This window comes from Desulfurivibrio nitratireducens (assembly GCF_044068515.1).
Taxonomy (GTDB): domain Bacteria; phylum Desulfobacterota; class Desulfobulbia; order Desulfobulbales; family Desulfurivibrionaceae; genus Desulfurivibrio.
The window spans coordinates 1-25,739 of sequence record NZ_JBIPKI010000037.1; the positions used below are offsets into that span (position 1 = coordinate 1).

The 25,739-nt window shown below is 54.6% G+C and carries 24 protein-coding genes and 1 tRNA gene; 13 read left to right on the forward strand and 12 right to left on the reverse strand.

The annotated features are described in order from the left end of the window. The 9 genes from ACHHTY_RS09210 to ACHHTY_RS09250 all read left to right on the forward strand — a co-directional run. On the forward strand, positions 1-656 hold a 656-nt coding region (locus ACHHTY_RS09210), incomplete at its 5' end, for an endonuclease I family protein (protein ID WP_395493823.1). Between the two features lie 8 nt (positions 657-664). Next, on the forward strand, positions 665-793 hold the full coding sequence (locus ACHHTY_RS09215; protein WP_395493824.1) for a YpsA SLOG family protein: 129 nt from the start codon (positions 665-667) through the stop codon (positions 791-793). Between the two features lie 176 nt (positions 794-969). Beyond that, positions 970-1,572, forward strand: a complete 603-nt coding sequence (locus tag ACHHTY_RS09220; protein ID WP_395493825.1) for a hypothetical protein — start codon at positions 970-972, stop codon at positions 1,570-1,572. Between the two features lie 11 nt (positions 1,573-1,583). Next, positions 1,584-2,600 (forward strand): DNA-processing protein DprA, encoded by a 1,017-nt coding sequence (locus tag ACHHTY_RS09225; protein WP_395493826.1) that lies wholly within the window; start codon positions 1,584-1,586, stop codon positions 2,598-2,600. Next, complete coding sequence (locus tag ACHHTY_RS09230) at positions 2,591-3,118, forward strand: HAD family hydrolase (protein WP_395493827.1); 528 nt, start codon at positions 2,591-2,593, stop codon at positions 3,116-3,118. Before ACHHTY_RS09225 ends, ACHHTY_RS09230 begins: the two co-directional genes overlap by 10 nt. 115 nt (positions 3,119-3,233) lie before the next feature. Next, positions 3,234-8,150 (forward strand): DEAD/DEAH box helicase, encoded by a 4,917-nt coding sequence (locus ACHHTY_RS09235; RefSeq protein ID WP_395493828.1) that lies wholly within the window; start codon positions 3,234-3,236, stop codon positions 8,148-8,150. Between the two features lie 135 nt (positions 8,151-8,285). Continuing rightward, positions 8,286-9,020: a hypothetical protein gene (locus ACHHTY_RS09240; RefSeq protein WP_395493829.1), complete on the forward strand. Its 735-nt coding sequence runs from the start codon at positions 8,286-8,288 to the stop codon at positions 9,018-9,020. A gap of 202 nt (positions 9,021-9,222) precedes the next feature. Then, a complete protein-coding gene (locus ACHHTY_RS09245) occupies positions 9,223-9,651 on the forward strand; it encodes a hypothetical protein (protein WP_395493830.1) in 429 nt (142 codons plus the stop codon). A gap of 107 nt (positions 9,652-9,758) precedes the next feature. Further along, positions 9,759-10,433, forward strand: coding sequence for an SOS response-associated peptidase (locus ACHHTY_RS09250; RefSeq protein ID WP_395493831.1), 675 nt, complete (start codon positions 9,759-9,761; stop codon positions 10,431-10,433). A gap of 10 nt (positions 10,434-10,443) precedes the next feature. Here the strand turns inward: ACHHTY_RS09250 and ACHHTY_RS09255 are convergent, their stop codons facing one another. Next, entirely contained in the window at positions 10,444-11,712 is a 1,269-nt protein-coding gene (locus tag ACHHTY_RS09255; RefSeq protein ID WP_395493832.1) for a Y-family DNA polymerase, read from the reverse strand. Positions 11,713-11,721: 9 nt separating this feature from the next. After that, positions 11,722-12,159 (reverse strand): LexA family protein, encoded by a 438-nt coding sequence (locus ACHHTY_RS09260; protein WP_395493833.1) that lies wholly within the window; start codon positions 12,157-12,159, stop codon positions 11,722-11,724. 179 nt (positions 12,160-12,338) lie between these two features. Here ACHHTY_RS09260 and ACHHTY_RS09265 point away from each other — a divergent pair, with 179 nt between their 5' ends. Continuing rightward, positions 12,339-12,950: an AP2/ERF family transcription factor gene (locus tag ACHHTY_RS09265; RefSeq protein ID WP_395493834.1), complete on the forward strand. Its 612-nt coding sequence runs from the start codon at positions 12,339-12,341 to the stop codon at positions 12,948-12,950. Positions 12,951-13,109: 159 nt separating this feature from the next. Beyond that, a complete protein-coding gene (locus ACHHTY_RS09270) occupies positions 13,110-13,607 on the forward strand; it encodes a hypothetical protein (protein WP_395493835.1) in 498 nt (165 codons plus the stop codon). A 242-nt stretch (positions 13,608-13,849) separates the two neighbouring features. On the opposite strand, the gene ACHHTY_RS09275 is transcribed toward ACHHTY_RS09270, so the two are convergent. The 7 genes from ACHHTY_RS09275 to ACHHTY_RS09305 all read right to left on the reverse strand — a co-directional run bounded on the left by ACHHTY_RS09275 (position 13,850) and on the right by ACHHTY_RS09305 (position 20,102). Next, positions 13,850-14,023 (reverse strand): hypothetical protein, encoded by a 174-nt coding sequence (locus tag ACHHTY_RS09275; protein ID WP_395493836.1) that lies wholly within the window; start codon positions 14,021-14,023, stop codon positions 13,850-13,852. After that, positions 14,020-14,463, reverse strand: coding sequence for a DUF5681 domain-containing protein (locus ACHHTY_RS09280; protein ID WP_395493837.1), 444 nt, complete (start codon positions 14,461-14,463; stop codon positions 14,020-14,022). The genes ACHHTY_RS09275 and ACHHTY_RS09280 overlap by 4 nt, the downstream gene beginning before the upstream one ends. Then, positions 14,453-14,806 carry a hypothetical protein gene (locus ACHHTY_RS09285; RefSeq protein ID WP_395493838.1) on the reverse strand — a complete coding sequence of 118 codons (354 nt, stop codon included), beginning with the start codon at positions 14,804-14,806 and terminating at the stop codon, positions 14,453-14,455. The genes ACHHTY_RS09280 and ACHHTY_RS09285 overlap by 11 nt, the downstream gene beginning before the upstream one ends. A gap of 570 nt (positions 14,807-15,376) precedes the next feature. Further along, on the reverse strand, positions 15,377-17,854 hold the full coding sequence (locus ACHHTY_RS09290) for a DUF3987 domain-containing protein (RefSeq protein WP_395493839.1): 2,478 nt from the start codon (positions 17,852-17,854) through the stop codon (positions 15,377-15,379). Between the two features lie 2 nt (positions 17,855-17,856). Beyond that, entirely contained in the window at positions 17,857-18,051 is a 195-nt protein-coding gene (locus ACHHTY_RS09295) for a helix-turn-helix transcriptional regulator (RefSeq protein ID WP_395493840.1), read from the reverse strand. A gap of 149 nt (positions 18,052-18,200) precedes the next feature. Next, positions 18,201-18,887, reverse strand: coding sequence for a hypothetical protein (locus ACHHTY_RS09300; RefSeq protein ID WP_395493841.1), 687 nt, complete (start codon positions 18,885-18,887; stop codon positions 18,201-18,203). Positions 18,888-18,938: 51 nt separating this feature from the next. Beyond that, a complete protein-coding gene (locus ACHHTY_RS09305) occupies positions 18,939-20,102 on the reverse strand; it encodes a tyrosine-type recombinase/integrase (protein WP_395493842.1) in 1,164 nt (387 codons plus the stop codon). Positions 20,103-20,256: 154 nt separating this feature from the next. Between ACHHTY_RS09305 and ACHHTY_RS09310 the strand changes: the two genes are divergently transcribed. Both ACHHTY_RS09310 and ACHHTY_RS09315 read left to right on the forward strand, forming a co-directional pair. Continuing rightward, positions 20,257-20,324: transfer RNA gene (locus ACHHTY_RS09310), tRNA-Arg, on the forward strand. Between the two features lie 108 nt (positions 20,325-20,432). Continuing rightward, positions 20,433-22,049, forward strand: a complete 1,617-nt coding sequence (locus ACHHTY_RS09315; RefSeq protein ID WP_395493843.1) for a sensor domain-containing protein — start codon at positions 20,433-20,435, stop codon at positions 22,047-22,049. On the opposite strand, the gene ACHHTY_RS09320 is transcribed toward ACHHTY_RS09315, so the two are convergent. The 3 genes from ACHHTY_RS09320 to ACHHTY_RS09330 all read right to left on the reverse strand — a co-directional run bounded on the left by ACHHTY_RS09320 (position 22,050) and on the right by ACHHTY_RS09330 (position 25,205). After that, positions 22,050-23,108: an AI-2E family transporter gene (locus ACHHTY_RS09320; RefSeq protein WP_395493844.1), complete on the reverse strand. Its 1,059-nt coding sequence runs from the start codon at positions 23,106-23,108 to the stop codon at positions 22,050-22,052. A gap of 70 nt (positions 23,109-23,178) precedes the next feature. After that, positions 23,179-23,781, reverse strand: a complete 603-nt coding sequence (locus ACHHTY_RS09325; protein WP_395493845.1) for a class I SAM-dependent methyltransferase — start codon at positions 23,779-23,781, stop codon at positions 23,179-23,181. Between the two features lie 89 nt (positions 23,782-23,870). Beyond that, positions 23,871-25,205 (reverse strand): mechanosensitive ion channel family protein, encoded by a 1,335-nt coding sequence (locus ACHHTY_RS09330; protein WP_395493846.1) that lies wholly within the window; start codon positions 25,203-25,205, stop codon positions 23,871-23,873. Between the last annotated feature and the right edge of the window lie 534 nt (positions 25,206-25,739).

Genomic DNA, 25,739 nt, shown 5'->3' on the forward strand with positions numbered 1-25,739 from the left:
ACGGTGGCCGGGCCAACTGCATCCGCACCGATCCAGTGTTTAACATCATGGAAGCAGACCTCCACAACCTGACGCCTTCGGTGGGGGAGATCAACGCCGACCGCGGCAATTACCGGTTCGGGATGCTGCCCGACACCTCTTACCAGCACGGCGCCTGCGATTTTAAAGTGGACTTCCGGGCCCAGTCGGCGGAACCGCGGGATGAAATCAAAGGCAAGATCGCCAGGGTTTATTTTTACATGCACGACCGTTACGATCTGCGCATGTCGGAACAGCAGCAAAAGCTGTTCATGGCCTGGCACAAGCAATTTCCGCCATCGGCATGGGAGCTGGAAAGGGACCGCCGTATTGCGGCCAGAATGGGCCACAACAATCCTTTTGTCACGGGAGAAAGAGCCTGGACCCTTGGCCATCAAAACAGCCGTGAGGGGATTTTGACCCCTCTGCCTGCTGATCATCCCGCCCTGAGGGGACCGCAGGGCAGCGATCCTGAACCAGAGCAGCAAGTGATCCGGGGCAACCGGAACAGCAAAATCTATCATCTACCGGTGGGCTGCCCCAGTTATGATAAAATCAGTCCCGGGAACATCGTGGAGTTTGCCACGGAACAGGAAGCCATTGCTGCCGGTAATCGCATAGCCGGTAATCGCCGGTAAGGAGCCTGATGCTGACTAGAATCATTTCCGGCGGCCAGACTGGAGCCGACCAGGCCGGTCTGGATGTCGCCATTAAGCTGGGGATACCGCACGGGGGCTGGATACCCAAGGGGCGAATGACCGAAGCAGGGCCGTAGCCGGAGTAATACAATCAAGCCAATACTTGGCTCGCCAAGGTGACAACTATCTCTGATAGTGACACTACTGGAGCATGTGACGCCAAACAGATTGGATTATGTGAGTGACATAATCAGCGTATATTCAAGGCCTCGAAAAGGGAATTACAAGTTAACCACAAAAAAAGCAGGATCACATGACACTATTTTCAATTCAACAACAATACTCTTTTCTTAGGCTCTGTGATGCTTGGCACTTAGTATACTACATTCCAAGCAACCAAGATCATACAATTTACTCTAGTATGTTGCTAAAGTTTAAAAACAATGACAAAAATATTGTCAATAAATGGTGTCAATGGACTAGCAATGAACTTGGTAGCCAAGAAAATAAATTTGATTATATTGTTCGAGCACTCGGCAGCTCCGAATTGCAACCTTCCGGGCTTAAAGGATTAGACACATTAGGGTATTATCTGGAAGAAAGGCACGGTTGGGCGTATGTCCCATCAACACTAAAAAAGTTGGAAATCACACCACCAATGCACACCTTGAAAACATTAAAAGAGCGTAAAGAAGTAATTAATGAATCCTATTCTGTAGATAATTTTTCAAATAACCTTAACCAAAAGTCCATTTTAATAATTGATGATGTAACAACAACTAATGTTACAATTTCTGAAATATTAAGAGCCTTGCGGGTTGAATGGCCGTATGGGAGGTATTTCTTGTTTTGTCTTGGAAAAACTAATTATAATCCCGAATCTAATGCCCTTATAGGGCAAAATTATTTCAACTAAGACATCAATTTATGGAAAATAAGGCCAACATAACAACAGAATACATTGTTAAATTGCTTCAATTTCCTAGAATTGGCCGTAAAACTGCCAGGAAATTAATTTATAATTTAAACTTCAGGATAACCTGCGACAATGATCTGTTTGATTACATTGACGAAAACAGAATTAAATTTAACTTGCCAGAATATAATGCATCTACATTGAATGATATTATCGACAAAGCAAATTCAATTATCGCTAGCTCAGAAAAGTCAAACATTAAGTTATTAAGTTTTTTGGACAGTAATTATCCTACTAAGCTGCTAAGCACCGATGATTTTCCTCTTTTGATTAATTATAAGGGTAACATAAATTCATTAATTATAAAACCGAGTGTTGCTGTTATTGGTACTAGAAAACCTACGTCGTTCGGCAATAAGCTTGGAAAGCGGATAGGTGAGGTTTTAGCTTTAAACAATATAAATGTAGTCAGCGGTTTGGCAATAGGATGCGATACTGCTGGACATCTTGGAGCTATTGAGGCGCATGGAACAACAACTTGTGTTCTGGCTCATGGGCTGGACAGTATTTATCCAAAGGAAAATGCAAATTTAGCTGACCGTATACTTCACAATGATGGTTTATTAATATCTGAATATTTTATAAAACAGCGTCCAGTTGGCAATTTCTTTGTTGAAAGGGATAGAATACAAGCAGGCGTTAGTGATTGTGTCTTTGTTGTAGAAACCGGCATCAAAGGTGGCACAATGCACACTGTTAGATTTTGTCAATCCTACAAAAGAATCTTGGCTTGTTTAAATCATCCTTTAAAATTTCATAACGAAGCACAGATCCAAGGTAATCAGCTTATTATTCGTGAAATGAATGCCATCCCAATATATACCAAATCCGATATAGATCACTTAATATCCAAAGTAACTGATAGATTTAATGCAAAATCATGTCCGGAAAAAATTGACAATCAAGAGCCGGACAATTCGTTAACTAATTATCATAATAAGGCTAAACAACTGAATCTATGGCGTTAATCTTTGATTTAGACCAAACCTTAATTGATAGTTCAATGGCTGAGCCATATCGTCATGCTCGTAATTGGGGTAGAGTGTACTCGTGCATTCCTTTTTTCAAAATCTATCCAGGTATAAGTGAAGCGCTGAATGAAATTCAGCGACGAAATATCGCATTTGCCATTGTTACATCTAGCCCCCAGGCATATTGCGATAGAGTTCTCTCATTTTTTAATATTAGATTAAATCATAAGGTTTGTTACCATGATACTGTCCGCAAAAAACCTCATCCTGAGCCAATATTACTTGCCATTAAAAAATTAAATATTCCCCCATCTAATATTCTTTCTTTTGGGGATAAAGACATCGATATTTTTGCTTCTAATTCAGCCAATGTTAAATCTGTCGCCTGTTTATGGGGTGCTGATAACGTTGAAGGTTTGATTGCGTCTAAACCAACATATATCCTTCATAGTCCGCTAGAGATAATCGATTTACTTGACACAGAGATCGTTTTGCAAAATTTAATCTCTCATTAAGACAATTATTAGCTTAGCCAACACATTAGATTTAATTGATCTATGACTTATGTTGTAGAGTCCCGTGCAAATGGCTTGATGAAGTTGATGCATTAATTCCTGATATGAGAAACTAATGACAACAACATTATACTCACTATTTAATAGATTTCGTGAATCTGCAGTTACTGAGCGAGAGAAAGGCACTTACTTTGAGGAGCTAATTCTTGTCTACCTTAAACACGAACCCTTTTATCGTGATCTCTACAGCGATGTTTGGTCCTATTCTGAATGGGCCGACCAACAAGGACTGGACAGACGGGACACGGGCATTGACCTAGTGGCCAAAACACGTGGCACAGACGAGTATCACGCAATTCAGTGTAAGTTCTACGCGGAAGACCATCGGGTTCAAAAGAGCGACATCGACAGTTTTTTCACTGCCTCCGGCAAAAGGCCGTTTTCTCACAGGGTCATTATCAGCACCACCAACCACTGGAGTGAACATGCCGATGATGCCCTTCGAGACCAACAGCCACCGGTATCAAAAATCGACCTTATCGATCTCGAAAACAGCCAGATTGACTGGGGAAAATACTACCGACAAAAAGTAGTAAGTATCAGGAAAAAAGACCCTTTAAGGCCGCACCAGGTGAATGCGGTGGCCGCAGTTAAGGCAGGCCTTTCCTGTAGCGATCGGGGAAAGCTGATCATGGCCTGTGGCTCGGGCAAAACTTACACTTCCCTTAGGATCGCAGAAGACCTTGCCGGCCCTGGTGGCCGAGTTTTATTCTTGGTCCCCAGCCTGTCTCTGCTCTCTCAGGCCCTCACCGAGTGGACCCAGGCGAGCGAAATTCCCCTCCACAGCTTTGCGGTTTGCTCTGACAGCGATGTGGGGAAGAAGCGCAAGAAGGACGATGATGCTGTTCAAACCTTCATTCACGAGCTTCGTTATCCGGCCACCACCAACCCTGTGCGACTGGCCTCTGAAATGCTTGCTCGACACGACGATGTGAACATGAGCGTCGTGTTCAGCACCTATCACTCCATCGATGTTGTCTCCCAAGCCCAGCACCTGCATGGGCTGGGAAACTTCGACCTCGTCATCTGTGATGAAGCTCACCGCACGACAGGTGCGACTTTCGAGGGTGAGGAAGAAAGCGCCTTCGTCAGGGTTCACGATTCTGACTTTCTCAGGGCCGCTAAGCGACTTTACATGACAGCGACCCCCCGACTGTATGGTGATGCAGCCAAGGCCAGTGCCGAGAAGGAAAGCGTTACCCTGTGCTCCATGGACGATGAAAGGCTCTTCGGGCACAATCTCCATGTTCTAACCTTCTCCGAAGCCGTAAAGCGTGATCTGCTGGTTGATTACAAGGTGATCGTTTTGGCGGTGGAAGAGGCCCATATCAACCGGCGCTTGCAAGATTTGCTTAAGGACGAGGATAACCAGCTCAGGGTTGATGATGCGGCCAAAATTGTTGGCTGCTGGAAGGCCTTATCCAAGCAGGGGCTTGATAATGATATTATCGACGACCCTCACCCCATGAGGCGGGCGGTTGCTTTCTGTCAAGTGATTGAGGTACCCCAAGGAGCCAAAGTCCACAAAGTTAGTTCAAAGCAGATTGCCGGCATGTTCAAGGCCGTGGTGGAGGCTTATCGTTCGAGCGCCAGCGATGATGACATTGCCGAGCTACTTTGCGAGGCCGAGCATATCGACGGCAGTATGAACGCCTCGGAAAAGGAAGAAAAGCTGCAATGGCTCAAAGCTGATCCGCCGGATAATACCTGCCGGGTATTAAGTAACGTCCGGTGCCTTTCCGAAGGAGTGGATGTCCCGGCGCTGGACGCCGTGTTGTTCCTCACCCCACGTAACTCTCAGGTTGACGTGGTGCAATCTGTCGGCCGGGTTATGCGGAAGGCTGGCAAAGAGAAGAAGCGTGGCTATATCATTCTTCCGGTGGTAATTCCTGCCGGAGTTGAGCCGCATGAGGCCTTGAACGACAACAAGACCTACAAGGTGGTCTGGCAGGTGTTGCAGGCCCTCCGCTCCCATGATGATCGCTTTGATGCGATGATCAACAAGCTTGACCTGATCGGGAAAGATCCCCGCAAGATGGAGGTGATTGCAGTAACCGATAAGGTTCCCCCTAAGCAGCGCAAGCACAAGGGAAAAACTAAAAACCAAGATGCGGGCAGGGGCGTTTCAACTATTGGTAAAAAGGAGAGTGCTCCCCAAACACCTCACCAGTTCAAGTTGGCTTTCGAGGTTGGAGAAATTGAGCGAGCCATCTACGCCAAACTGGTCCAGAAATGCGGCAACCGCCACCACTGGGAGGACTGGGCCAACGATATTGCCAAGATCGCCCGGACCCATATCGATCGGATAACGTCCATTCTGGAAAATCCCGCAAATACCAAGGAAAAAGAAGCCTTTGACGCCTTCTCTTGCGGGTTGCGTAACAACTTGAACAACAGCATTAACGATGCGGAAGTGATTGAGATGTTGGCCCAGCACCTAGTGACCAAGCCGGTGTTTGAGGCCCTGTTTGAGGGGTACAGCTTTGCCAAAAGCAACCCCATGGCCGTTGCCATGGAACAGGTGCTTTCCCTGTTGCAAACGCACCGCCTGGACAAAGAAGCCGCCACCCTGCAATCCTTTTATGAGAGCGTCAAGCTGCGGGCAGAGGGTATCGATAACGCTGCCGGGAAGCAGCGAATTGTGGTGGAGCTTTACGACAAGTTCTTCCGTAACGCCTTCCCTAGAATGACCGAACGGTTGGGGATCGTTTACACCCCAGTTGAGGTGGTGGATTTCATTATCCACAGCGTCAATCACATCCTGCAAACCGAGTTCGGGATGACCCTTGGCAGTAAAGGGGTTCATATTCTGGATCCCTTTACCGGCACCGGGACGTTCATCACCAGGTTGCTCCAAAGCGGGCTGATCAGCAAAGACGAGTTGCCCTACAAGTTTAAGAACGAAATTCACGCCAACGAGATTGTCCTGCTGGCTTATTACATTGCCGCCATCAATATTGAGGCCGTCTATCACGGACTGATTGGTGGCGATTACCAGCCTTTCGTGGGAATCTGCCTGGCTGACACCTTCCAGATGAGTGAGCACCAGGGGGTAACCGACTACCTGTTGGAGGCCAACAACGCTCGCCGGTCTCGGCAGAAGAAGCTCGACATCCGGGTAATCTTTGGGAACCCACCGTATTCGGCCGGCCAGGCCAGTGCGAACGACAACAATCAAAATGTGGCCTACCCACTCTTGGATGAGCGGATAAGGAGCACCTACGCCAAGCGCTCAACAGCTACTAACAAAAACGCCCTTTACGACAGCTACATTCGGGCAATTCGTTGGGCCAGTGATCGTATAGGGGACAGCGGGGTAATCGGTTTTGTTACTAATGCCGGGTTTATTGAGACAAACACCGCCGGTGGTTTGCGCCAATGTCTTGCAGAAGAGTTCGGGGACATCCATCTGTTTCATCTGAGGGGCAATGCACGCACTTCCGGGGAGAGGCGCAGGAAAGAGGGAGGGAACGTGTTTGGCGAGGGTAGTCGCGCTCCCGTCTCCATCTCCCTGTTCGTAAAGAACCCAGAAGCGAATCAGCATGGCCGCATCTTGATCCATGATATTGGAGATTATCTCACTCGGGAAAAGAAATTGGAGGAAATCAGTGGGGTTGCCAGCATAGCCGGGATCACAGAAGCCGGAGGTTGGAGCACCATCATACCTGATGAGCATGGTGATTGGCTTGAACAGCGTGATACGAGTTTTGGGCGGTTTATTTCCATTGGGGACAAAAAGGACCGGGTCAATAAGGTGTTGTTCGAGAACTATTCAGGCGGCGTCAAGACACAGCGGGACGCATGGTGCTACAACGCCTCCAAGCTGGATGTAGCTGATAACATGACGCGCATGATTGGTTTTTACAACAGCGAGGCAGAGCGTTTCAACCAAGCCTTCGGCGGGTTGGATAAAAAAAAGAGGGAAGTTAAGGTGGATGGTTTTATTGACACCGACCCGACTCAAATCAGTTGGTCACGGGCGTTAAAGCAAGAGTTGGCGAAAAACCGACGATTTACTTTTGAAATTAAATGTCTGACCACCAGCCTGTATCGACCATTTACCAAGCAATGGTTGTACTTCAATCGACGCTTCAATGAGATGGTGTACCAAATGCCACGCATCTTCCCTGAAGCATCGGCGGAAAATATGGTTATTTGCGTCAACGGGCAGGGCGGACGGAACGGCATGAGTGCACTTATAAGCGACACTTTGGTTGACTTAAATGCGTTAGAAGCTGGCGCCCAATGCTTCCCCCTCTACCTGTACGATGAAAACAAGCAAGACAAGAAAGGCCAAGGCAATTTGTTTCCCGTGATGGAAGCAATTGCCGGTCGAAAACGCCGAGATGCCATTACCGATGAGGGCCTAGCTCACTTCCAAAAAGCCTACCCAGGCGAGACGATCACTAAGGAGGATCTGTTCTACTACGTCTATGGCATCCTCCATTCGCCAGATTACCGGGAAAGCTACATTGCCAATCTTTCCAAAGAGCTACCCCGCATCCCCTGCGTTAAGACGGCTGCTGACTTCTGGGCTTTTTCCCAGGCTGGCCGCAAGCTTGCTGAGTTGCATATTAACTACGAAACAGTTGAACCATACCCGGTGAAGATCGACACCAGTGGCAGGAATTTGCCCGATGCCGACTACCGGGTGGAAAAGATGCGCTACGGAAAGACGGGAAAAGAGAAAGACCTCACCACGCTGCATTACAACAGCAAGATTACCATCACGGGTATTCCGCTGGAGACATACGAGTACGTGGTAAATGGAAAGCCAGCCCTGGACTGGGTGGTGGAGCGGCAAAGTGTTAAAACAGACAAGGCCAGCGGGATCATCAACGATGCCAACGATTGGGCGATCGAAACCATGGGAAATCCGCGTTACCCTTTGGAGTTGGTTCAGCGGGTTATCACCGTAAGCTTGGAAACAATGAAGATCGTTAAAGGTTTGCCCAAGGCAGAATATTTATAGGGAGCGTCGTTACCGTGGCTCTACTTCTGGTGCCCATTAAAAATGAGAGGAATGCCGTGGTACTTTGTGGTAATAGAAAAAGGCCGACCGATACAACAGACAGCATCATGAAAACAAAATGATTCTGGTTGATCGATGACATCGAAAGGACATATCACATACAAGCTATCGAGCTCTAAGGAATGTATTGCAGAAAGCCCGGTACCATTCATCATTGAAAACTCTGAGTACTCGGTAAATGCCCTACTTAAAACTTCTGAGGATGAACTGCTCTTACGTTTAGATTTGGAGGGCCCTAATCTTAGTCAAGGTTCACATAGCACTACTGATCTGATAGCGAAACAAGTAATTGAGTGGCTTGCTGTTAGACGGGGCGTAACATTGCTGCAGCCGGAGGTACTTGAGAATGAACTGGGACCGCCCCTGCGTTGGGGGCCTTGGAGCAAGTTAAGTACCTTCACGATTTCAGTGCCTCCGCCGATTACAATAAACCACGTTGATGTCAATGAATTAGCATCTCATCTAAATTCCAAGGAACCCGAGATCCACATGTTGTTTGGTATGTATGCACTTGCTATGGAGCAGAGTCCAATCGCAAAATTCATGTTGCTGTATAGTATACTATATTTTATAGCGGGTGATTCACAGGGTAAAATTGATAAACTCATATGGAGTTTATCCCCTGGGGAGCAGCATATAGAAAGGGCCCGGCATGATAAAGAAGGGACGAGGTTTACGAAAATCCGTAATGACATCGGCCACCCAAAGCGTCGGGATAGAGCAGAAATCAATCGGCTTGAACCAGATGTCAAGAATGCTTTGTCTGATCTCTGCAAAGTCGTTCGCATGGCTATTAATCGCTATTACTAATAAGTTCATAAAATGCTAGATATTATAGGCATTTGTGATACAGGAGCGGCCCCGGATGTTCGGACAGGTCGGTGGCAGAAATAGGATGGAATGCTACGCTTACGGCTAGTCTTTGGCGCCCGGACTTCTACTCGCTATTTAGCACATAAGTGTGTCAGTTTCAAATGGAATCAACTACACCCAAAAGTTCTGGTATAATTTTATGAAAATCAATAAAGCAAAATTTTATCGTTCTCTTGTTGTTTTGGGTGGCAGTTTAAGAGAAATAATAGAAATGAATGAACATTCGTCACCATTCGACGAGAAAGGGGAATTGCATAATTATATTAGAGAGTTTATAGATAGTTGGTTAAATGAAAAGTATAAAGATTATTGCCAAAAGTTATCTTATGTCGAAAGAAAAAAATTAATTGATAATATTTTTGAATACATTCTGGCCGAACATCTATTACTCCGAGACTCTGACATTAAAGAAAAACAACACGATTATGACTACTACTCAGATCTTTACCTAATCAACACAAATGAAAATAAATATGGAGGGAAATATCTTGGCACTTCATTTCGTGACAATGGTCCTTTTGGATCTTTGCCTCTTTACGATGATTATTCTGAAGAGAGTGAGTCATAAAATGACAGATCCGGACTAAGCACTGCGTAAGCTTACTTATGTGTCCAACTAACCTTAATGTCTTGCGTTTTGCAGAAAAAAGTTAATGGCCTCAAAGGAGGCATAACATGTGCGGCCGCTTCGCCAACGCGATCCCTCCCCAGATTTTGATGGATTATTTTGCGTTGCCTGAGGTGCCGACGGTCCCCCAGCACTGGAATATCGCGCCAAGCCAACTGGTCCCGGTCGTCAAAACCGCTCACGAAGGAATCCGCCAACTGACCATGGCCCGCTGGGGCCTGATCCCCCATTGGGCCAAGGACCTGGCCATCGGTAATCGGCTGATCAACGCCCGTAGCGAGACGGTTCATGAGAAGCCGGCCTTCCGCAAAGCATTCCGGGCCCGGCGCTGCCTGGTCCCGGCCAGCGGCTTCTATGAATGGGCCAAAACCGCCAACAAGAAGGTGCCCTACTTTATCAGCATGAAGGAGGGTGTGCCGATGGCCCTGGCCGGGATCTGGGATAGCTGGGATACTCCGGAGGGCGAGGCGCTGGAAAGCTTCTCTATCCTGACCACGGCGGCCAACAGCCTGCTGCAGCCGATCCATGACCGGATGCCGGTCATCTGCCAACCCGCTGATTTCGCGTTCTGGCTGGACCAATCCGTCACCGACCCGGCCAAACTCCAGCCGCTCCTGCAGCCCTGTCCCGCTGAAATCCTGCAATCCTGGCCGGTCTCAACCCTGGTCAACAATCCCCGCCATGACAGCGCGGAGTGCATCCAGCCGGTAACCAAGGCCTAAGGCACACCCCTTAAGAAACCACCGGCAACTCATGCCAGGAGGTGGTGTAGGCCGGCGACTTACTGGTCTGCCGGTTCTTCCAGGACTTCCGGAACCCGGTGGCGGCACTGTGCAGGGTATCCCGCCCCCAGCGTTGATTGATCCGGTCCATGGCGGCCATCAGCTTTTCCTGGCCCGGCCGGAGTGGCTGGAAGAGGCTGGGCTGAACAAAGCCGGCGTCAGCCAGGTCCAGCAGGACCACCCCCACCTTCTGATAAGCGAAGCCGGAACGATAAATCCGGCGCAGGGCCTCAGTGGCCCGGCTGATCAATGCCGGGGTGGAGGCGGTGGGTTGAGCCAGGGCGACGGTCAGGCTGTTGGCGTACTGGGGCTCGCCGGGGCGAAAGCGATTGGTGGTGAGAAAGACCTGGAGGCAGCCGGCGTGCAGGTGCTGCTCCCGCATTTTGGCGGCGGCCACCGAGACGTAAGTGGCCAGGGCCTCCCGCAGTCCGCTCAGCTCGGTAACCGGCCGGCCGAAGGAGCGCGAGGTGATAATCGACTTGTTGGGTGCCGGGCTTTGCTCGAGCGGCAGGCAGGAGACCCCCCGCAGCTCCAGGGCGGTCCGCAGGCCGGTCACCGTGAGCCTTTTGCGCAGCCAGTCCTCGTCGGCCTTGCTCAAAGCCAGGGCGGTGCGGATGCCCCGGGCAGCCAGTTTCGCCGCCGACCGGTAGCCGATCCCCCAGACATCCTCCACCGCCAGGGCGGCCAGATGATGGTCCCGTTCCCGGCCCGCTTCCGGAAGTACGAAAACTCCGCCCTGCTCCGGCTGTTTTTTGGCTACCCGGTTGGCCACTTTGGCCAGCGTCTTGGTGGGGCCAAAGCCGATGGCCACCGGGATCCCGACCTGCCGGCGGATTTTAGCCCGGAGCTGGCGGCCGTTTTCCCGCAGGGCGGCCGGGCTGGCTGCGGGCAAGCGGATAAAGGCCTCGTCGATGGAATAGACTTCCACCTCGGGTTCGAGCTGGGCGAGGATGTCCATGACCCGCTGGGAGAGATCGGCGTAAAGGGGGTAATTGGAGGAAAAGACTTCGACCCGGTGGGTGGCGATCAGCTGGCGGCACTGGAAAAAGGGTTCGCCCATTTTGATCCCCAGGGCCTTGGCCTCGTTGGAGCGGGCGATGATGCAGCCGTCGTTGTTGGACAGCACCACCACCGGTCGGCCTTCGAGCCTGGGGTTGAACAGCCGCTCGCAGGAAACGTAGAAGTTGTTGCAGTCGAGCAGCGCGAAAACCCCGGCCATGGCCGCACCCTAGAGGGAGTGAATGACGGAGGTAACCACCCCCCAGATTTCGCCGGCGGTCTCCTCGGTCAGTTCGATGGGGGGATAGTCGGGGTTTTCGGCCACCAGGCGGACCAGGCCATTCTCCTGCTGCAGGCGTTTGACCGTCAGCTCGCCGTTGACCACCGCGATCACCACCTTGCCGCTGACCGGCTCCAGGGAGCGGTCCACCACCAGAATATCGCCATGGTGGATCCCGGCCCCGATCATGGAGTCGCCGGCCACCCGGACAAAGAAGGTGGCGGCCGGATGCTTGACCAGGAAGTCATTGAGATCGAGGCGGCTGTCGACATAATCGTCGGCCGGCGACGGAAAGCCGGCCGAAACCTCGCCGGCGAACAGGGGACTTTTCAGCTCGGTCTGGCGGTTGAAGCCATAGATGGCAGCGATGGTGGGAGAGGTTTTCATGAGGGCATCTTACCAGACCTGGGGGGTGGGGCAAATGGTTCTTGCCTCAGGTTGGTATGCCGTGTTTTCATTTTTGTCGTATTGGGCTTGAGATGACGTAAACTTCACCTTAGAATCGAGGCAACTACAATAGACAAACATAATCCGCAACCTTGCGAGGAAAAATGGTTGAAAGATCTATGCGTAAAAAACACAAGTATGTGGTTAGAATTGATCAGGAAAGCAAGCGAACTTACGGCTGGTTTGTTCGAGTGTACTTCATGGGCAAAACCCATACCAAGTTTTTTTCCGATGGCAAGCACGGTGGTCGTAATTCCAGCCTACGGAAGGCGTTGGCTTGGCGTGATCAAACCGAGATAAGTCTGGGTAAGGTCCGTACCGAAAGGCATATTGTTTCGGTAAGCAATACCAGTACTGGGGTGGTCGGAGTGCGGCATAATGAAAAACTAAACCGTTACGAGGTGAGCTGGGTCACCCAAGAAGGCAAGCAGGGCAAGACTTCCATCTCCATCCGCAAGCACGGCAAAGAGAAGGCCTTCGAGTTGGCCTGCCGGATCCGGCAGGAGAAGGAAGCGGAGCGTCTGGGACTGGAAAAGACCACCGCCTCCCGCCGGCGCCTCAGCCAAAAGTCCGGGGCACCAGTTACGGCAAAAACTGCTCAAACATTTCGGGCGACCAAAACCGCTGCATTGGGTGAAAAAACCGGATCAGCTCCAAAGTCCAAACCGGCCATAAAAGCCGGAAAGACTATTACAGCCAAGCCGGCCCCCAAAACGCAGAGGCGGAGTTGACAGGTGGCCACCAATTATCATACTTTGTACATAAAGATGGTCATCTACACATTTACGAATTATAACCGCCCATTTGCTGGTCTTTGAAGGCTTTTCACCTTATGTGTGTCGCCAATCTGTCTGAAAAGCGGGGCCACCTCTATGGGCTTCTATTCGTTTATGATGATGATAAAGTTATCTGATGATTTAATTTTTAAGGATCATGCAATGAAAATATGCTCAATATTCCTGGCACTTGCGATGATTTTTGGACTTTTCGGTTGTGCTACAACTAGCCTTGAAAAAAAGACCTTTAAGTCTTATTCAGTCGGTAGCGAAGCGAGTGCCACCATAGGCGAAGCATTTTTGGTTGATCAAAGTGGTTCGGTCGAAAAAGTCAAAACATGGGTAGGAGTCCTAAACTCTCCGGATGGCTGGAAGGTTGAGGAACGCTACTCTCAGGACTTCGTTCGCAAGGAACTCATTTACTCAGGTAAGTCTGGCAATACGATTGAAGTCAGCTACCGGGAATTTAGAGGGGGATTTGCCGCACCAGCATTCTTTCAGAACCTCAAATACGATCTAGCCGAATCCAGTATTATTCGATTTCAGAGATTCCTCATAGAAGTCATACATGCGGACAATCAGACAATTAGATACAAAATTCTAAACGATTAGTCTTCTTCTTGGATTGCGGCCGGCCCAATGCCGAGCCATTAAGCCTATCATCTGACTGTCGATTTTGCTATGGTGCTACATTCGCTCTTGGATTTATTGTGAAAGTGTTTTTTCAGAAGCGCTATTATCAAAACCCGAAGAATTGGCAATCCCGCCCGCAATAATCCACAAATTTAATTCGTAATCCGTAGGATAAACCCCTCGTAAGAGAAAAGAGCGAACCGGTAGTCCCCCCCCGGTAATCACAAGCAAGCGATGTCGTCCGGTGTGACAATCACTAGATGCCCGCGCTCACCCGGTTTTACACGCGCTTTGAACTCCTCGTCGGTTTCACCTTCCGCCCGGACAACCACCCTGACGCCTGCCGGGCTTATCGCATGCTCAACGCTCTCTATCCTTCGTTCCAACGATTTCATTTTTTCACCTCCATTTCGAGTTTCCTAAGCCGAGCCTCGATGTCGGCCAATTCAACCGCCTTTCCGTGCTGTTCAACCAGTTTACCCAAGGCCGCCGCTTCTGTCGGACCGATCTCTCCCGCCGCCACCGCAGCCAGAATCGCCGCTGTGATTCTGGGCAGATCGCCGGGTTCTTTCATCTCTGGTAACGAAACAGTAACCGGCCGATCCTTAGCCGGTGGTATCAGCCTTTCCAGGCAAAGCTTTAATGCCTGGAAATCACCATCCAGAGCCATTTCCAAAACGCGACGTGTAAGGGCCTCGGCCTCACCGTCCAACAAAGCCAGGGCTGCCATGGTCGTTTTATTACGCGCTCCCTTTGGTCGGCCGGCAGGGTTTCCAGACTGCCCCGGCTGAAAGGGCTTGCCGCGCTGCTTTTTGCCTGTTTTTTCAGCGGCCATTGCCTGCCTCCGCCAACTCGAAAATCCTGGCAATCCGTGCCTTAAAACTCGCCAGGCTGTCCAAGTGGGCCAGCCACTCGAACTGAACCAGCTCGTCGAGCAACCGAGCAACCTGACCACGGTGAGATCGCTCATGGCCAAGAAGGAGAGACGCGTTCGCCAAAACCTTTTGCAGTTGCTCAGAGTAAACGCGACCGGGCAGTGGTGCCGGACTGGTGGGAGGGGCCTCGCCCTGTTTCCACCCATCGGCCAAGGCAGAGCCGGACCTGGCTTTACTCCCGCGGCTGGGGTTGCCAATTCGGCCGGTTGCCAGTACCTGGAGTCTTTCTTCATCGGTCATCATTTCATCCTCACGTGCTGTTGCCCAAGATGGGCCAAGTTATGATGTTACCCCTGCTTGATGGTTCACGGCCTTCCTCAATAGCCGCTTCCTGCTCAAAAACCGGGGGCTAACCCACTTTTTTTTGGGTTCTGGGTGTTTCACATTCTCTCGAACGCTTCCCCATCCGATAAGGCCAGAGGGGGCAGCTTGCTACAGGGCAGAGCCGCGCTTCGAGGGGTTGCCCGCCGGAGCAGTCCAGGCACTTCCGCCGGATTGCCTTAATCGGTGTTAATTTCATGGCCTATCCTCTTTAGTGTATTTGCACCCGAGGTCCCTTGCTGCCGCAGATAATCGCAAACACTTTGCCGCAGCCGGAACACCTCCAGCCGTCCGGGGTTTCGTGATACAGGTTCGCGTCGCATTTGCCGCAGCCGTAGCCGGTGGCCTTCCGGGGCTCTGGTGGCGTTCTAACCTTTTGGGTACTGGTTTCCCGCTCAACTGTCGCAAGAGTCGCAGGAATCGCAGTCGCAACCGGCCCGCGATTGTCATTTGTGGTTTCGCCTTCAAGGGTTTTCAGGAAGTCCCGGAGGCTCATCTTTCTACCTCCAGCAGTTGCGGGTTGATTTCAATAAAACGCTTCCGGCCCTGCTCCACGATCCTGGCCCGGTGCCGTTCAGCAAGTAATTTCATCGTATTTTCCATAGCTTCCTTTTTTCGTAGGCTACTAGGACCATTCTTTAAAACATCATTTGTTTGTAAGGGGTATTTATACAGCGATTGCGCGATTATCCAGGCTTCCAGCTTGGCCGCTTCCTTAGCTTCCGGCGGGATCGCAACCGTCCGGATATACCGGCGGGCCTCGTACAGGTGCCAGCCTGCCAGGCGGCAACCTGCGATTATCGACTGCGCATCAATCATGCCGGTGGGGCCATGCTCGAAAACATGCAAAAGGCAGGCAAGCCGGGCCGCGTTATCTGCTGACTTGCTGGCTATATCCCGGCAGTCGGCCAGATCATCCCTCAGGCTTTGTTCTGTGGCGTCGTGGAATGAAACCCATATTTGCCGGGCCTCCGCGGTCATCCTTAGAGCCGGCGGGGCAAGCTGGCCGTGTTCATCAAAATTAAGCGGAATTTCCAGCAGCTCCCGCAGTCGCCGTTGAAAGCGGGCCAGGGCGGGCCAGGACTTGGGCGGCTCTCGGAAGAATCGGCCGCCTTGCGTTGAAGCCGGAGAGGCGAACAAAAAACGGGCCATGAAACCGGAGCCACGGGCAAGCCCTCTTGTCTTATCCACAAAGTCTTGAATGACTGCCGGTTGTGCCGCAAGCCCAATTGTCAGGCGGGCAGACTCCAGGGAAAAGGATTCAGAAGTTCTTCTGTTTACCTGGTGGCGCTCTCCGCTCCAAAGGGCATTCAATAGGGCAAGATTCCGCATCAGGGAATCAGCGCCCATAGCGTGACCACCCAGCACCACGCCGCCCTCCGCCGATAACAGGGCCGCAGAAGGCCAGCCGGTGGCCAAGTCATAGGCTACGCTTTCCGGAGTTGCGTCGGAGTAAAGCAGATTCGGAACCAAGGGCCGCGGGGGCTTGCGGGCCTCAATCACCGCCAGCCGGGCCTTAAGTTTGTCTATTGCCTCACCTTTTTTTGCCGCATCCCGAATAGCCGCGATAACCCCCGCCCGCTCGGCCTCCCATGCCTGCCGGTCGGCCTCATACTTGGCAAACTCGGGCTTAAGCTCTTCTCGCCGCTCGGCCACCCATTTTCCGACTCCACGGCTGAAATAACCGTCAGCCGTAGATTTTCGCTCCCCGCTATCCGCAGACAGCAGGAAATATAAAGATGATGGGCCGACAAGTTTTGTGGCCCGCTCAACGTCCGCCAAGGCTTGACATACGGCGGAGGCGGTAGCGAGGGCCGAACAGGCGGCCAAGGCCTCGGGGCATTGGACAAACTCGCAAACCTCATTGACGGCCGCCCCAATATCACCGTTTAAAGCGGATATAGGGTAAGGTTCTGGTTCCTCGGCCACGTTCAGCGGTTTTGGATCGCGCCAGGGTTGCGATTGCGATTCTTGCGATTCTTGCGATTTATCCGGCCTCGGCTCTGCTGCCCGCCTGGCGCTGCTCAGGGTGGCTGCAATCTCATTGCCGGATAACCCGGCTGCAGATCCTGCCCGCTCAAGTTGCCGGGTAACTTCCTGCTCATCCAGCCGGCCAACCAGGGCTAGGCCATAAAGGCCGTGGGCCTGCCGGTTTAATTCATCATTGCGTGATCCCCCCGGGGCAGTCATCACCGCGCCCAGGGCATTTTGAAAAGCCTTTTCCGCGTAGGGGTCGGGTTTTTCAAGTTTTACTTGTAGCTGATCTTGCGTGTTTTTTAGGGGAGGCACATTTGTGTCGGGCAGGGTGTCCAGCCATTCCGCGATTGTGGCCCGGTCATAGCGCCGGCCGGTGTTATGGATGATCCTGGAAAGAAAAGGGATGGGGTCTTTACGATGATAAAAGCCCGGCACCCGCATAACTCGGGATTCGTTCTTGACGGTGGGGTCGCTGCCGTAAGCGCCGATTATCCGCTTCTGCGCTGCCCGGAATTGTTCAACGGGAAAATCATCTACCAGCCAATATACGTGATGCTTGCCGGGGGATGACTCGATGACAAGAGATGGCTTAAGGGAAAAGTCGAAGCGCCGGTTTTTGTCCACCTGGTCGAAGTCGGCAAAGAGGGCCCGGATCGTGTTTATCTCTTTGTCCGTGTTGCCGCCCTGGTTGACAACCACATAAACGCCCGCGCCTTTCGCATTAAGGCTCGCCAGCCTGCCCCCGCATTGCTCAAGCGCTCCGGTGGGGGTGGTGACAAGGCGGGGGTCGCTCCGGTCCTTGTTGTCGTCAAAGGTTCGGAAGCAGAAGGGGCCACCGCCCAGGGCGTCCAGAAAGGCAAGGGCGGCCGCCTGGTCAAAGAAGGGTTGCTTCCCCGGCCCGCCCGTGGTAACATTTTTTCGTGATTTGTGTTCGGCCCTGCTCCCGGTGCTTTCCAGGCTCTCCGGGGCGGGGCCGTGGCTTGTGGGGGCCATGATTAGCGCCCCCCGTCAACCCGGCCCTGTTCCATCCAGGACTGCACGTCTTCGGCCCGATACCGGACCAGGCGTCTGCCCATTCGATACCATGCGGGGCCGCGTCCCTTGTGCCGCCAGGACTGCGCCGTCTTTGGGGAAATCCCCAAGACTTGGCACAACTGCTTTTCGTCAAAACTGTCGGGGATGTTGCTCATGACTATGCTCCATGTCAGCGACAAACAGAGAGTGAGAGTGTTTGTCTTTCATGGGCACATGATAAAACAGGATAGGGATAAATGCCAGAAAAACGCGCTATACTAGCTAGTTGCGCATAGATCAGAATTAGCGTGTATATGGTGGGTTTTTACCGGATATAGATCAGCGGTTTTTCTACGCGCCCCCTGGCCTGGTGGGCCGCCAGGTAGCCGCTGGCGATCTTTCGCCGGTTGTTATAATCATCGCGGCACTTCCGTCCGCAGAACTTCGCCGTTGAGCGTTTGCTCCTGAACATCTTCCCGCAGTGTTGGCAAACAACCAGCTTGCGGAAGTCCCTGCCGTTCCCACTCAGAAAAGTCATCACGTACTCTTCCTCGAGCTGCCGCTCCAAGTAGTTCGGCTCTTCGCACAGAGGGGTGAGCGTTACATCGTATTTGTCGCTTGTGGCCGCCCCAAAAAAACTTACCCCTTTCACGAAGTTATTTAAGTCTTCGAGTTGTGCTCCGTTAGCTGCGGTTTTTTCCAGGATGCGCCGCCATCTTTTTTGAATATCTTTCAGGCGGGAAAAGCACTCCTTCTCGCTTATAGACCCGTGTTCCTCGCGATGCTCAGGCTGCAAAATAAATATCGGGTCAACGCCGAGCAATGTCTTACGTCTAAACAAGATGTAATAACCATCTTTGAGTCCCAGGGTATAGGGGTGGCCCATTCCGTTGCTGGCAGGAGGGGGGGGCTTCAGTTTCCCCTCCGAGACATGACCCCAGTATCGGCGGTTGGGCTCCCGGAACTTTGCGGAATCCTTGAACCGGTTGTGAATTATTACTAATTTCACCAAGCTCCAACTCCTAACGTTAACGAAATCTAGCAGTAATTGCATCCTCTCGCCTCATCTGTCGTGATTAAGGAGAAGGTCGTCCATAACGCCGGCCGCCGCCTGTAAAGCCTCGTCCCTTAAATGGGCATAGCGGGCCGTCATCGCCGCGCTCTTGTGGGTCAGTAACCGTTGCAGGGTGTATAGGTCCACTTGGCCAGACGAGGCCAGGCTTGACGCGAAAAAGTGCCGCAGGCCGTGGCAAGGTCGGAAGTCAGCCGGTAAGCCTGCCGCCTTCTTGATCGCCTGAATTGGTTTTTTCAGGTCGCTGGCTCTGTTCCCTCCCCGGCCAGGGAACAGAAACGGGCTTTCCGTCCGGGGCAACTCCGCCAGGACGCGCCGGGCCGCCGCATTCAGGGGGATAGAAGCATCCCGCCCGCCCTTCGGCTCCACGATCCGCAAGAAGCCGCGCTCTAGGTCGATATGCTCCCACCGCAGGGCCAGCAGTTCGCCCCGCCGCATCCCGGTCAGCATTGCCAGGCGCAGCACTCCCGCCGCCCGCCAGTCTTTCGCGTTGTCGATTGCCTCCAGCAGCCGGGCCAGTTCTTCCGGGCTCAGGTCTTCGGTCTTCTCGTTGTTGATCTTGGGCAATTCAAAATGCAGTCGGGAAGGGTCCACCGGGGGACAGAGGCCGCGCTTAACAGCGTGGTTGATGATCCGCTTGAGCAAGACGAGCACCTGTTTAACCGTCGCCGGGGCCATCTTCTTTTTGGTCTCAACGGTCTTGCCGTTTCGTTTAACCTGGAGGCAGTAAACCTTCTTCAGAAGGTGGGAGCGCAACCGGTCAATGTCCAGGGTCACAAGCTCGGCCGGGGTCTTGTTCGCAAGGGGCGGTTCCAGGTGCAGCCGCCAGCGATAAAGATCATCCCGCAGGCTCTTGTTGTCAGCCTTGGCCGCCTTGAACGCCTCCCACAGCCGGGCCAGGGTCGGCTTGCTCTGTTCCGCGTCCTTGGCTGCCCGCTCCTGCTCTCGCTGCTCTTGCGGGGTTGATTCCTTGCCCGCTATCAAGAGCGCCCGATAGGTGGCCGCCTTTGCCGCTGTCATCTGCTTTTTGATTGATCCGCCAGCCTTGGCTTCAATCACTTTGCCATTGCGCTTAAAGCGGACGTAGAATATCTTCTCGCCATGCTCATTTATCCGATAGGTGACACCAGGCTTTCCGGTGGGATTTCGTTTCATGTCTTCGCCCTCCCTGTTTTTCTATTTCCCACCCTATTTCCCACCTCGGAGATAAAAACTAATGGGAAATGGTGGTACTTGTTGCCCCGGCCTCTGTCTTGTAAGTGGCCTTATTCGGTGCTTTTATGTAGCTTAATGGGAGAAAATGGGAAATGCAAGGAAAAAGGTAATCCCGGACTACGAATCCGTAGGTCGGAGGTTCGAATCCTCCCGGGTGCGCCATCGATCTTTCAGGGGAATTAAGCTTCTGCTCTTGATTTCCCTTTTTTATTGTGTCACCCCCTCCCCCTATATCCGGCCGCGCCTGGCGGACAGCCCGGGACTGAACCAGTGAAGAAAACCGCGGGCAACATAAGCTTTCGCGCCAAGTGGTCGGCAAGCCGCTGGGGCCTGGTCTTGCTGGCCGTCCTGCCCGCGCTGCTGGGAGCCTACTTCATCGTCGAGGTTCTTGTCCTGGCCGGGCCGGTGGCCTCGGCTGCCGCCCCAAACGGCCCCGTACGGCTCCTGCCGGACTGGCAAAACCTGCTCCTGCCCACCCTCCTGCTCTGGCTCTTCTTCGCCCTCTTCGCCCTGCTGGTCACCCGCCGGGCTTACATCTCCGGCCGCAGCGAACAGCGGGCTCGGGCCCGTGATTTTTTTCACAAACTGGACCAGCTCACCCGCAACCTGCCCGGCTTTGTTTATCAGTTGCAGCGCGATCCCGACGGCCGCTGGCACTATCCTTACGCCAGTGAGGGAGTCAGCAAAATATTCGGCGTAACCCCCGAACAGGTAGCCGCCGATGCCGAAACCCTGATGGGCAGGATTCATCCGGACGATTATGACCGGGTGGTGCGGGAAAGCCTGCAAACCGCCAGCCGCCTGGAACCCTGGGTCGGCCGCTTTCGCATGATCCATCCCGACGGGCGCCTGCTCTGGATCGAAGCCCGCGATACCCCGCAGAAACTTCCCGACGGCAGCATTCTCTGGACCGGCTACGCCAACGATATCACCGAGCACAAGGAACTGGAAGAGGCCCTGCGGACCAGTGAAGCCACCTTCCGGGCCTACGTGGAAAACGCCAACGACATCATCTACGCCGTTAGCCCGGAAGGGGTGCTGACCTACGTCTCCCCCAACTGGACCGAAATCCTGGGGCATGAGCTGGCGGAGGTGGTCAACCGCAAGTTCGACCTCTATACCCATCCCGACGATTTGGCCCGCAGTCATGAGTTTTTGCGCAATATCGAGGTCAACGGCCAGAAGCAGGAGGGCTACGAGTACCGTATCCGCCACCGCAACGGAGAATGGCGCTGGCACACCGCCAACGCCTCTCCCCTGTTCGATGAGCAGGGCAAGGTGGTGGGCATTGTCGGCATCACCCGGGACATCACCGAACGCAAGCAGGCGGAAGCCCGGATCACCCGGATGGCCCATTACGACGCCCTGACCGACCTGCCCAACCGGTCGCTCTTTGTCGAGATGGCCCAGCACGCCCTGGCCTCGGCCCGGCGCCAAGGCGGCAAGATAGCCCTGCTCTTCGTCGACCTGGACAACTTCAAGCCGGTCAACGACCAGTACGGCCACGCGGTGGGCGATCTCCTGCTGCAGCAGGTGGCCCGCCGCCTCACCGGCTGCCTGCGGGCCGCCGACCAGGTGGGACGGATCAGCGGCGATGAGTTCATCGTGCTGCTCCATACCGTCGACCGGCACCCCGACGCCTTCACCGCCGCCGACAAGATCCGGGCCGCCCTCCACCAGCCCTTTATGATCGAGGAACGCAACCTGCAGATTTCGGCCAGCATCGGCATCGCCATCTTTCCCGATCACGGCGGGGAAATTGGCGAGCTGCTCCGCCACGCCGACCACGCCATGTACCAGGCCAAGGAGGCGGGCCGCAATACCGCCCGGCTCTTCATGCCGGACCAGCCGCCGCTGGCGGCCGGGAAGCGGGAAGCGGAAGGGTGATCAGACTTGCAGGTCGGGAGTACGGGGCCAGCAGATGATGACGGCGTTGACCAGGGTGGCCAGGGGAATGGCGAAGAAAACCCCCCAGAAGCCCCAGAGCCCACCGAAAACCAGGATGGCGGCGATGATCGCCACCGGATGCAGATTGACCACCTTGGCAAAGAGCAGGGGGTTGAGGACATTGCCGTCCAGCCCCTGGATAACGGCGTAGACCACCATCAGCCAGAACAGCTCCCCGCCCGCGCCCCACTGGAAGTAGCCGAGCAGGGCCACCGGGAAGGTGACCACCACCGCCCCGACGTAGGGCACCAGCACCGAGAGCCCGGTCAGGGTGGCCAGCAGCAGGGCGTATTCGACCCCCAGCAGGAAGAAGCAGACGTAGGTAAAGGCCCCGACAATCAGGATTTCCCAGAATTTCCCCCGGACATAATTGCCCATCTGCAGATCGAGATCCCGCCAGAGATGCTGGGCGGCGCCGCGTTCCCGCGGCAGGCGGAGGCTGATCCAGCCCAGGATCAGCTTTTTATCCTTGAGCAGGAAGAAGACCAGGAAGGGCACCAGGACCAGGTAAACCAGCAGGGTGATGATATTGGCCACCGAGGCCAGAGAAATCGCCAGGACGTGCTGGCCCAGGTTGCCCACCTGGATGCGGGCGGCGGTGACCACCTCCCGGACCTGCTCCTCGCTGATCAGGGGGTAGCGTTCCGGCAGGGCCAGCAGCACCTGCTGGCCCTGGGTCAAATAGCGGGGCAGCTCCCGCAGCAAATCGCCGATCTGATTCCAGAGAATGGGAAAAACCGCGAAAGAGCCGAACAAGGCCAGCAGAAAGAAGAGCAGCAGCACCAGGCTGACCCCGATGATCCGCCGGATGCCCTGCTCTTCCATCCAGGCGATGGGCCCTTCCAGCAGGTAGGCGATGATGATCGCGGTGAGCAGCGGGGTCAGCATCCGCCCGAAAAAGTGGAGGACCAGGGCGAAGAAAAGCAGCAGGAAAGTGAGGATCACTGCCTGGGGGTCGCTGAAATAGCGCCGGTGCCAGAGCCGCAGCATGGCCAGCATGTATCCTCCTTATCCTCGCGGGGGGGCAATGGGCGGGGCCGGCCGAAGCGGCCCGGCCGGCCCCGGTTAATCAGGCCAGGGGTTTGCGCCAGCGGAAAAGCCGCATCGGCGGCACGTTGAGCAGCTCCAGCTCCACCTCCGGTTTGCCCAGCAGCTTGCGGCTCAGGGCGGCCACCCGATCCCGGACCTGGTAGGCGACAAAGAGCCCGCCCGGCGGCAGGGATTCCCAGACCTCGCCGATAATCCGCCGCCCCAGCACCAGGGGCATGGTGGAGAAGGGGATCCCCGAAACCACCACATCGGGCCGCTCCAGGCCATGCTCATCGAGAATATCCCGAATATCGGCGGCGCTGCCCAGGTGGACGGTGAGGCGGGGGTCGGGATGCCGGGCCAGCCGGCTGACGAACTCCGGGGTGATCTCGATGCTCAGCAAGCGGGCCTCGGGGCCCAGGGCCGCCAGCATGGCCCGGGTGGTCCCGCCGGTGCCGGGGCCCAGTTCCACCACCAGGCGGGCCCGGCAGATCTCGGCGCAATCGATGAGCCGCCGCTCGAGGAAGCGCGAACTGGGCACAATCGAGGCCACCTGCTCGGGATAGCGCAGGAAACCCTGCAGAAAAGCCCAAGTGTCGCGGCCATCCGGTCGAGTCACGTTGATATCGCCTGGTTTATTCACCTTTTTCCACCTCCCCCACCAACATTCACGAAACGGGAGCCACCGGCCCGTGAAGACTTGAATTTAATCCGGCCGTCCGGGCTCCACCTTTAAGCGGGCGGCGGTGCCGCCGGACGGTCCCCGGGACGGTCCGGATTGAATGCCTCTGCCCGGGGCGGCAGGCTTTTCAGGTGCAAATCACGCTGGGGATACGGAATGGTGATCCCCGCCTGCTTGAATTTGCGCCAGATCTCGAGATTAATCGCCGACCGGACCGAGGTGGGCCCCATTTCCGGGTCGCCGATCCAGATCCGCAGCTCCAATTCGATGCCGCTGTCGGCAAATTTCAGCAACCGCACCGCCGGGGCCGGCACCTTCAGTACCCGGGGCGGAACCTGGGCCGCTTCCAGCATCAGGGCCATGGCCTGCTCCGGGTCATCATCATAACTGATCTGGACCGGAATCTTGAGCCGGACATTGGGGTCGGCGTAACTCCAGTTGATGACCTGGTTGGTGATCAGGGTTTCATTGGGGATCAGGGTATCGACCCCGTCCCGGTTGCGGACCACGATGTAACGGGCCCGCAGTTCCTCGACCCAGCCGAACTTGTCGCCCACCGTGATCACGTCGCCGGGCTTGACCGAACGGTCCATGATCAGGATAAAGCCGCTGATGAAATTGGAGGCGATCCGCTGCAGGCCGAAACCCATGCCGACCCCCAGGGCCCCGCCGAAGACGGCGAAGGCGGTGAGGTCGATGCCCACCAGGTTGAGGGCCACCAGCAGGGCGATGGTGATCAGCAGGAACTTGGCGAACTTGGCCAGCCCCACCTGCATGGCGGCGCTGAAATAGCGCAGGTTGTGGACCTGGCGCTCGATCAGCCCCGATAGCCAGACCGCGATGATGATCGCCAGCCCGATCAGCACGGTGATTTCCACCGCCGCCAGCAGCGAAATCCTGCTCTGGCCCACGTTGATGGCCAGCACGTCCAGGGTCTCCCGCACCGCCGGCAGCCAGCCCAGCAGATGGAGGCCGACCACCAGCCAGATGCCGGTTACCACAATATTTTCGCCGGCCTTCAGGGCCGGCCCCGGGGCAAAGCCCTTGCGCAGCATGTAAACCAGGATGCGGATCAAAGCCAGGGAAAGCAGCAGGGGCACGGCCAGATCCAGCAGGGCGTGGGGATAAGCCAAGGCCTTCAGCACTTCCCGCCCGATCAGGACAAAGAAGAGCAGGCTCAGGGGCCAGACGATCCGCATGGCCGAACGCAGGGCCAGGTAGCGCAAACCGGTGCCGCCCTCTTCCAGCCCCAGCCGGCGCCTCAGCCGACTCTGCGCCAGCCAGGAAGCGACCAGGGCCGGCAGGATGACGGCAAACTGCCACCAGTTTTCAGCCTGCAAGCCCCACTGCGCGATATTCTCCGCCAAACGATAAAGGCTATCCATTGCCCGTTATTCCGCCTCGCCTTTCCCTTAAAACCGGCGGACCTGGGCGCGCAGAAATACGCGGCAGCCGCACGTTTATCCAAAACCATACCAAATTATGGCCGGCATCCGCAAGGGCGACCACGGCAAAGTCCCAACCAACCGGCAGACCAACCGAAGACCCCCGCGGTCGGTCTGGTCCGGGCCGGCCGCCACGGTGACCAGGGCGGGAGCGCCCCGACCGCATAAAAAAGCCCCCGCGGGCTGGGTCAGGGCAACGTAACCCGGCCGGCGGGGGCCAAAACGAGATCATCCAACAATAAAAAGAGGGCGAAAAAAAGGCCGGAAAGCGGGCCGGGCTTAAAGCCGGGCGCGGGCCCGGCCCATGACGCGGGGCTGTTCAGACAAAGCCGACCCGCCCTGCCCTGCCATCAGAGCCATCCGCCATTGCCCCCGTGAAGGAGCAATGGCGGGCGGCAATCAACGCCCCCGGACCCGGAACTGGGCCGGCCGGGCCGAACCGGCTGAACGGGACGCCGGGCGGGGTGGGGCCGC

Excerpts from the sequence above, each read along its gene's own strand:
- ACHHTY_RS09215 (WP_395493824.1), top strand. The coding sequence starts at position 665 with ATGCTGACTAGAATCATTTCCGGCGGCCAGACTGGAGCCGACCAGGCC.
- ACHHTY_RS09220 (WP_395493825.1), top strand. The coding sequence starts at position 970 with ATGACACTATTTTCAATTCAACAACAATACTCTTTTCTTAGGCTCTGT.
- ACHHTY_RS09225 (WP_395493826.1), top strand. The coding sequence starts at position 1,584 with ATGGAAAATAAGGCCAACATAACAACAGAATACATTGTTAAATTGCTT.
- ACHHTY_RS09230 (WP_395493827.1), top strand. The coding sequence starts at position 2,591 with ATGGCGTTAATCTTTGATTTAGACCAAACCTTAATTGATAGTTCAATG.
- ACHHTY_RS09235 (WP_395493828.1), top strand. The coding sequence starts at position 3,234 with ATGACAACAACATTATACTCACTATTTAATAGATTTCGTGAATCTGCA.
- ACHHTY_RS09240 (WP_395493829.1), top strand. The coding sequence starts at position 8,286 with ATGACATCGAAAGGACATATCACATACAAGCTATCGAGCTCTAAGGAA.
- ACHHTY_RS09245 (WP_395493830.1), top strand. The coding sequence starts at position 9,223 with ATGAAAATCAATAAAGCAAAATTTTATCGTTCTCTTGTTGTTTTGGGT.
- ACHHTY_RS09250 (WP_395493831.1), top strand. The coding sequence starts at position 9,759 with ATGTGCGGCCGCTTCGCCAACGCGATCCCTCCCCAGATTTTGATGGAT.
- ACHHTY_RS09255 (WP_395493832.1), bottom strand. The coding sequence starts at position 11,712 with ATGGCCGGGGTTTTCGCGCTGCTCGACTGCAACAACTTCTACGTTTCC.
- ACHHTY_RS09260 (WP_395493833.1), bottom strand. The coding sequence starts at position 12,159 with ATGAAAACCTCTCCCACCATCGCTGCCATCTATGGCTTCAACCGCCAG.
- ACHHTY_RS09265 (WP_395493834.1), top strand. The coding sequence starts at position 12,339 with ATGCGTAAAAAACACAAGTATGTGGTTAGAATTGATCAGGAAAGCAAG.
- ACHHTY_RS09270 (WP_395493835.1), top strand. The coding sequence starts at position 13,110 with ATGATGATGATAAAGTTATCTGATGATTTAATTTTTAAGGATCATGCA.
- ACHHTY_RS09275 (WP_395493836.1), bottom strand. The coding sequence starts at position 14,023 with ATGAAATCGTTGGAACGAAGGATAGAGAGCGTTGAGCATGCGATAAGC.
- ACHHTY_RS09280 (WP_395493837.1), bottom strand. The coding sequence starts at position 14,463 with ATGGCCGCTGAAAAAACAGGCAAAAAGCAGCGCGGCAAGCCCTTTCAG.
- ACHHTY_RS09285 (WP_395493838.1), bottom strand. The coding sequence starts at position 14,806 with ATGATGACCGATGAAGAAAGACTCCAGGTACTGGCAACCGGCCGAATT.
- ACHHTY_RS09290 (WP_395493839.1), bottom strand. The coding sequence starts at position 17,854 with ATGGCCCCCACAAGCCACGGCCCCGCCCCGGAGAGCCTGGAAAGCACC.
- ACHHTY_RS09295 (WP_395493840.1), bottom strand. The coding sequence starts at position 18,051 with ATGAGCAACATCCCCGACAGTTTTGACGAAAAGCAGTTGTGCCAAGTC.
- ACHHTY_RS09305 (WP_395493842.1), bottom strand. The coding sequence starts at position 20,102 with ATGAAACGAAATCCCACCGGAAAGCCTGGTGTCACCTATCGGATAAAT.
- ACHHTY_RS09320 (WP_395493844.1), bottom strand. The coding sequence starts at position 23,108 with ATGCTGGCCATGCTGCGGCTCTGGCACCGGCGCTATTTCAGCGACCCC.
- ACHHTY_RS09330 (WP_395493846.1), bottom strand. The coding sequence starts at position 25,205 with ATGGATAGCCTTTATCGTTTGGCGGAGAATATCGCGCAGTGGGGCTTG.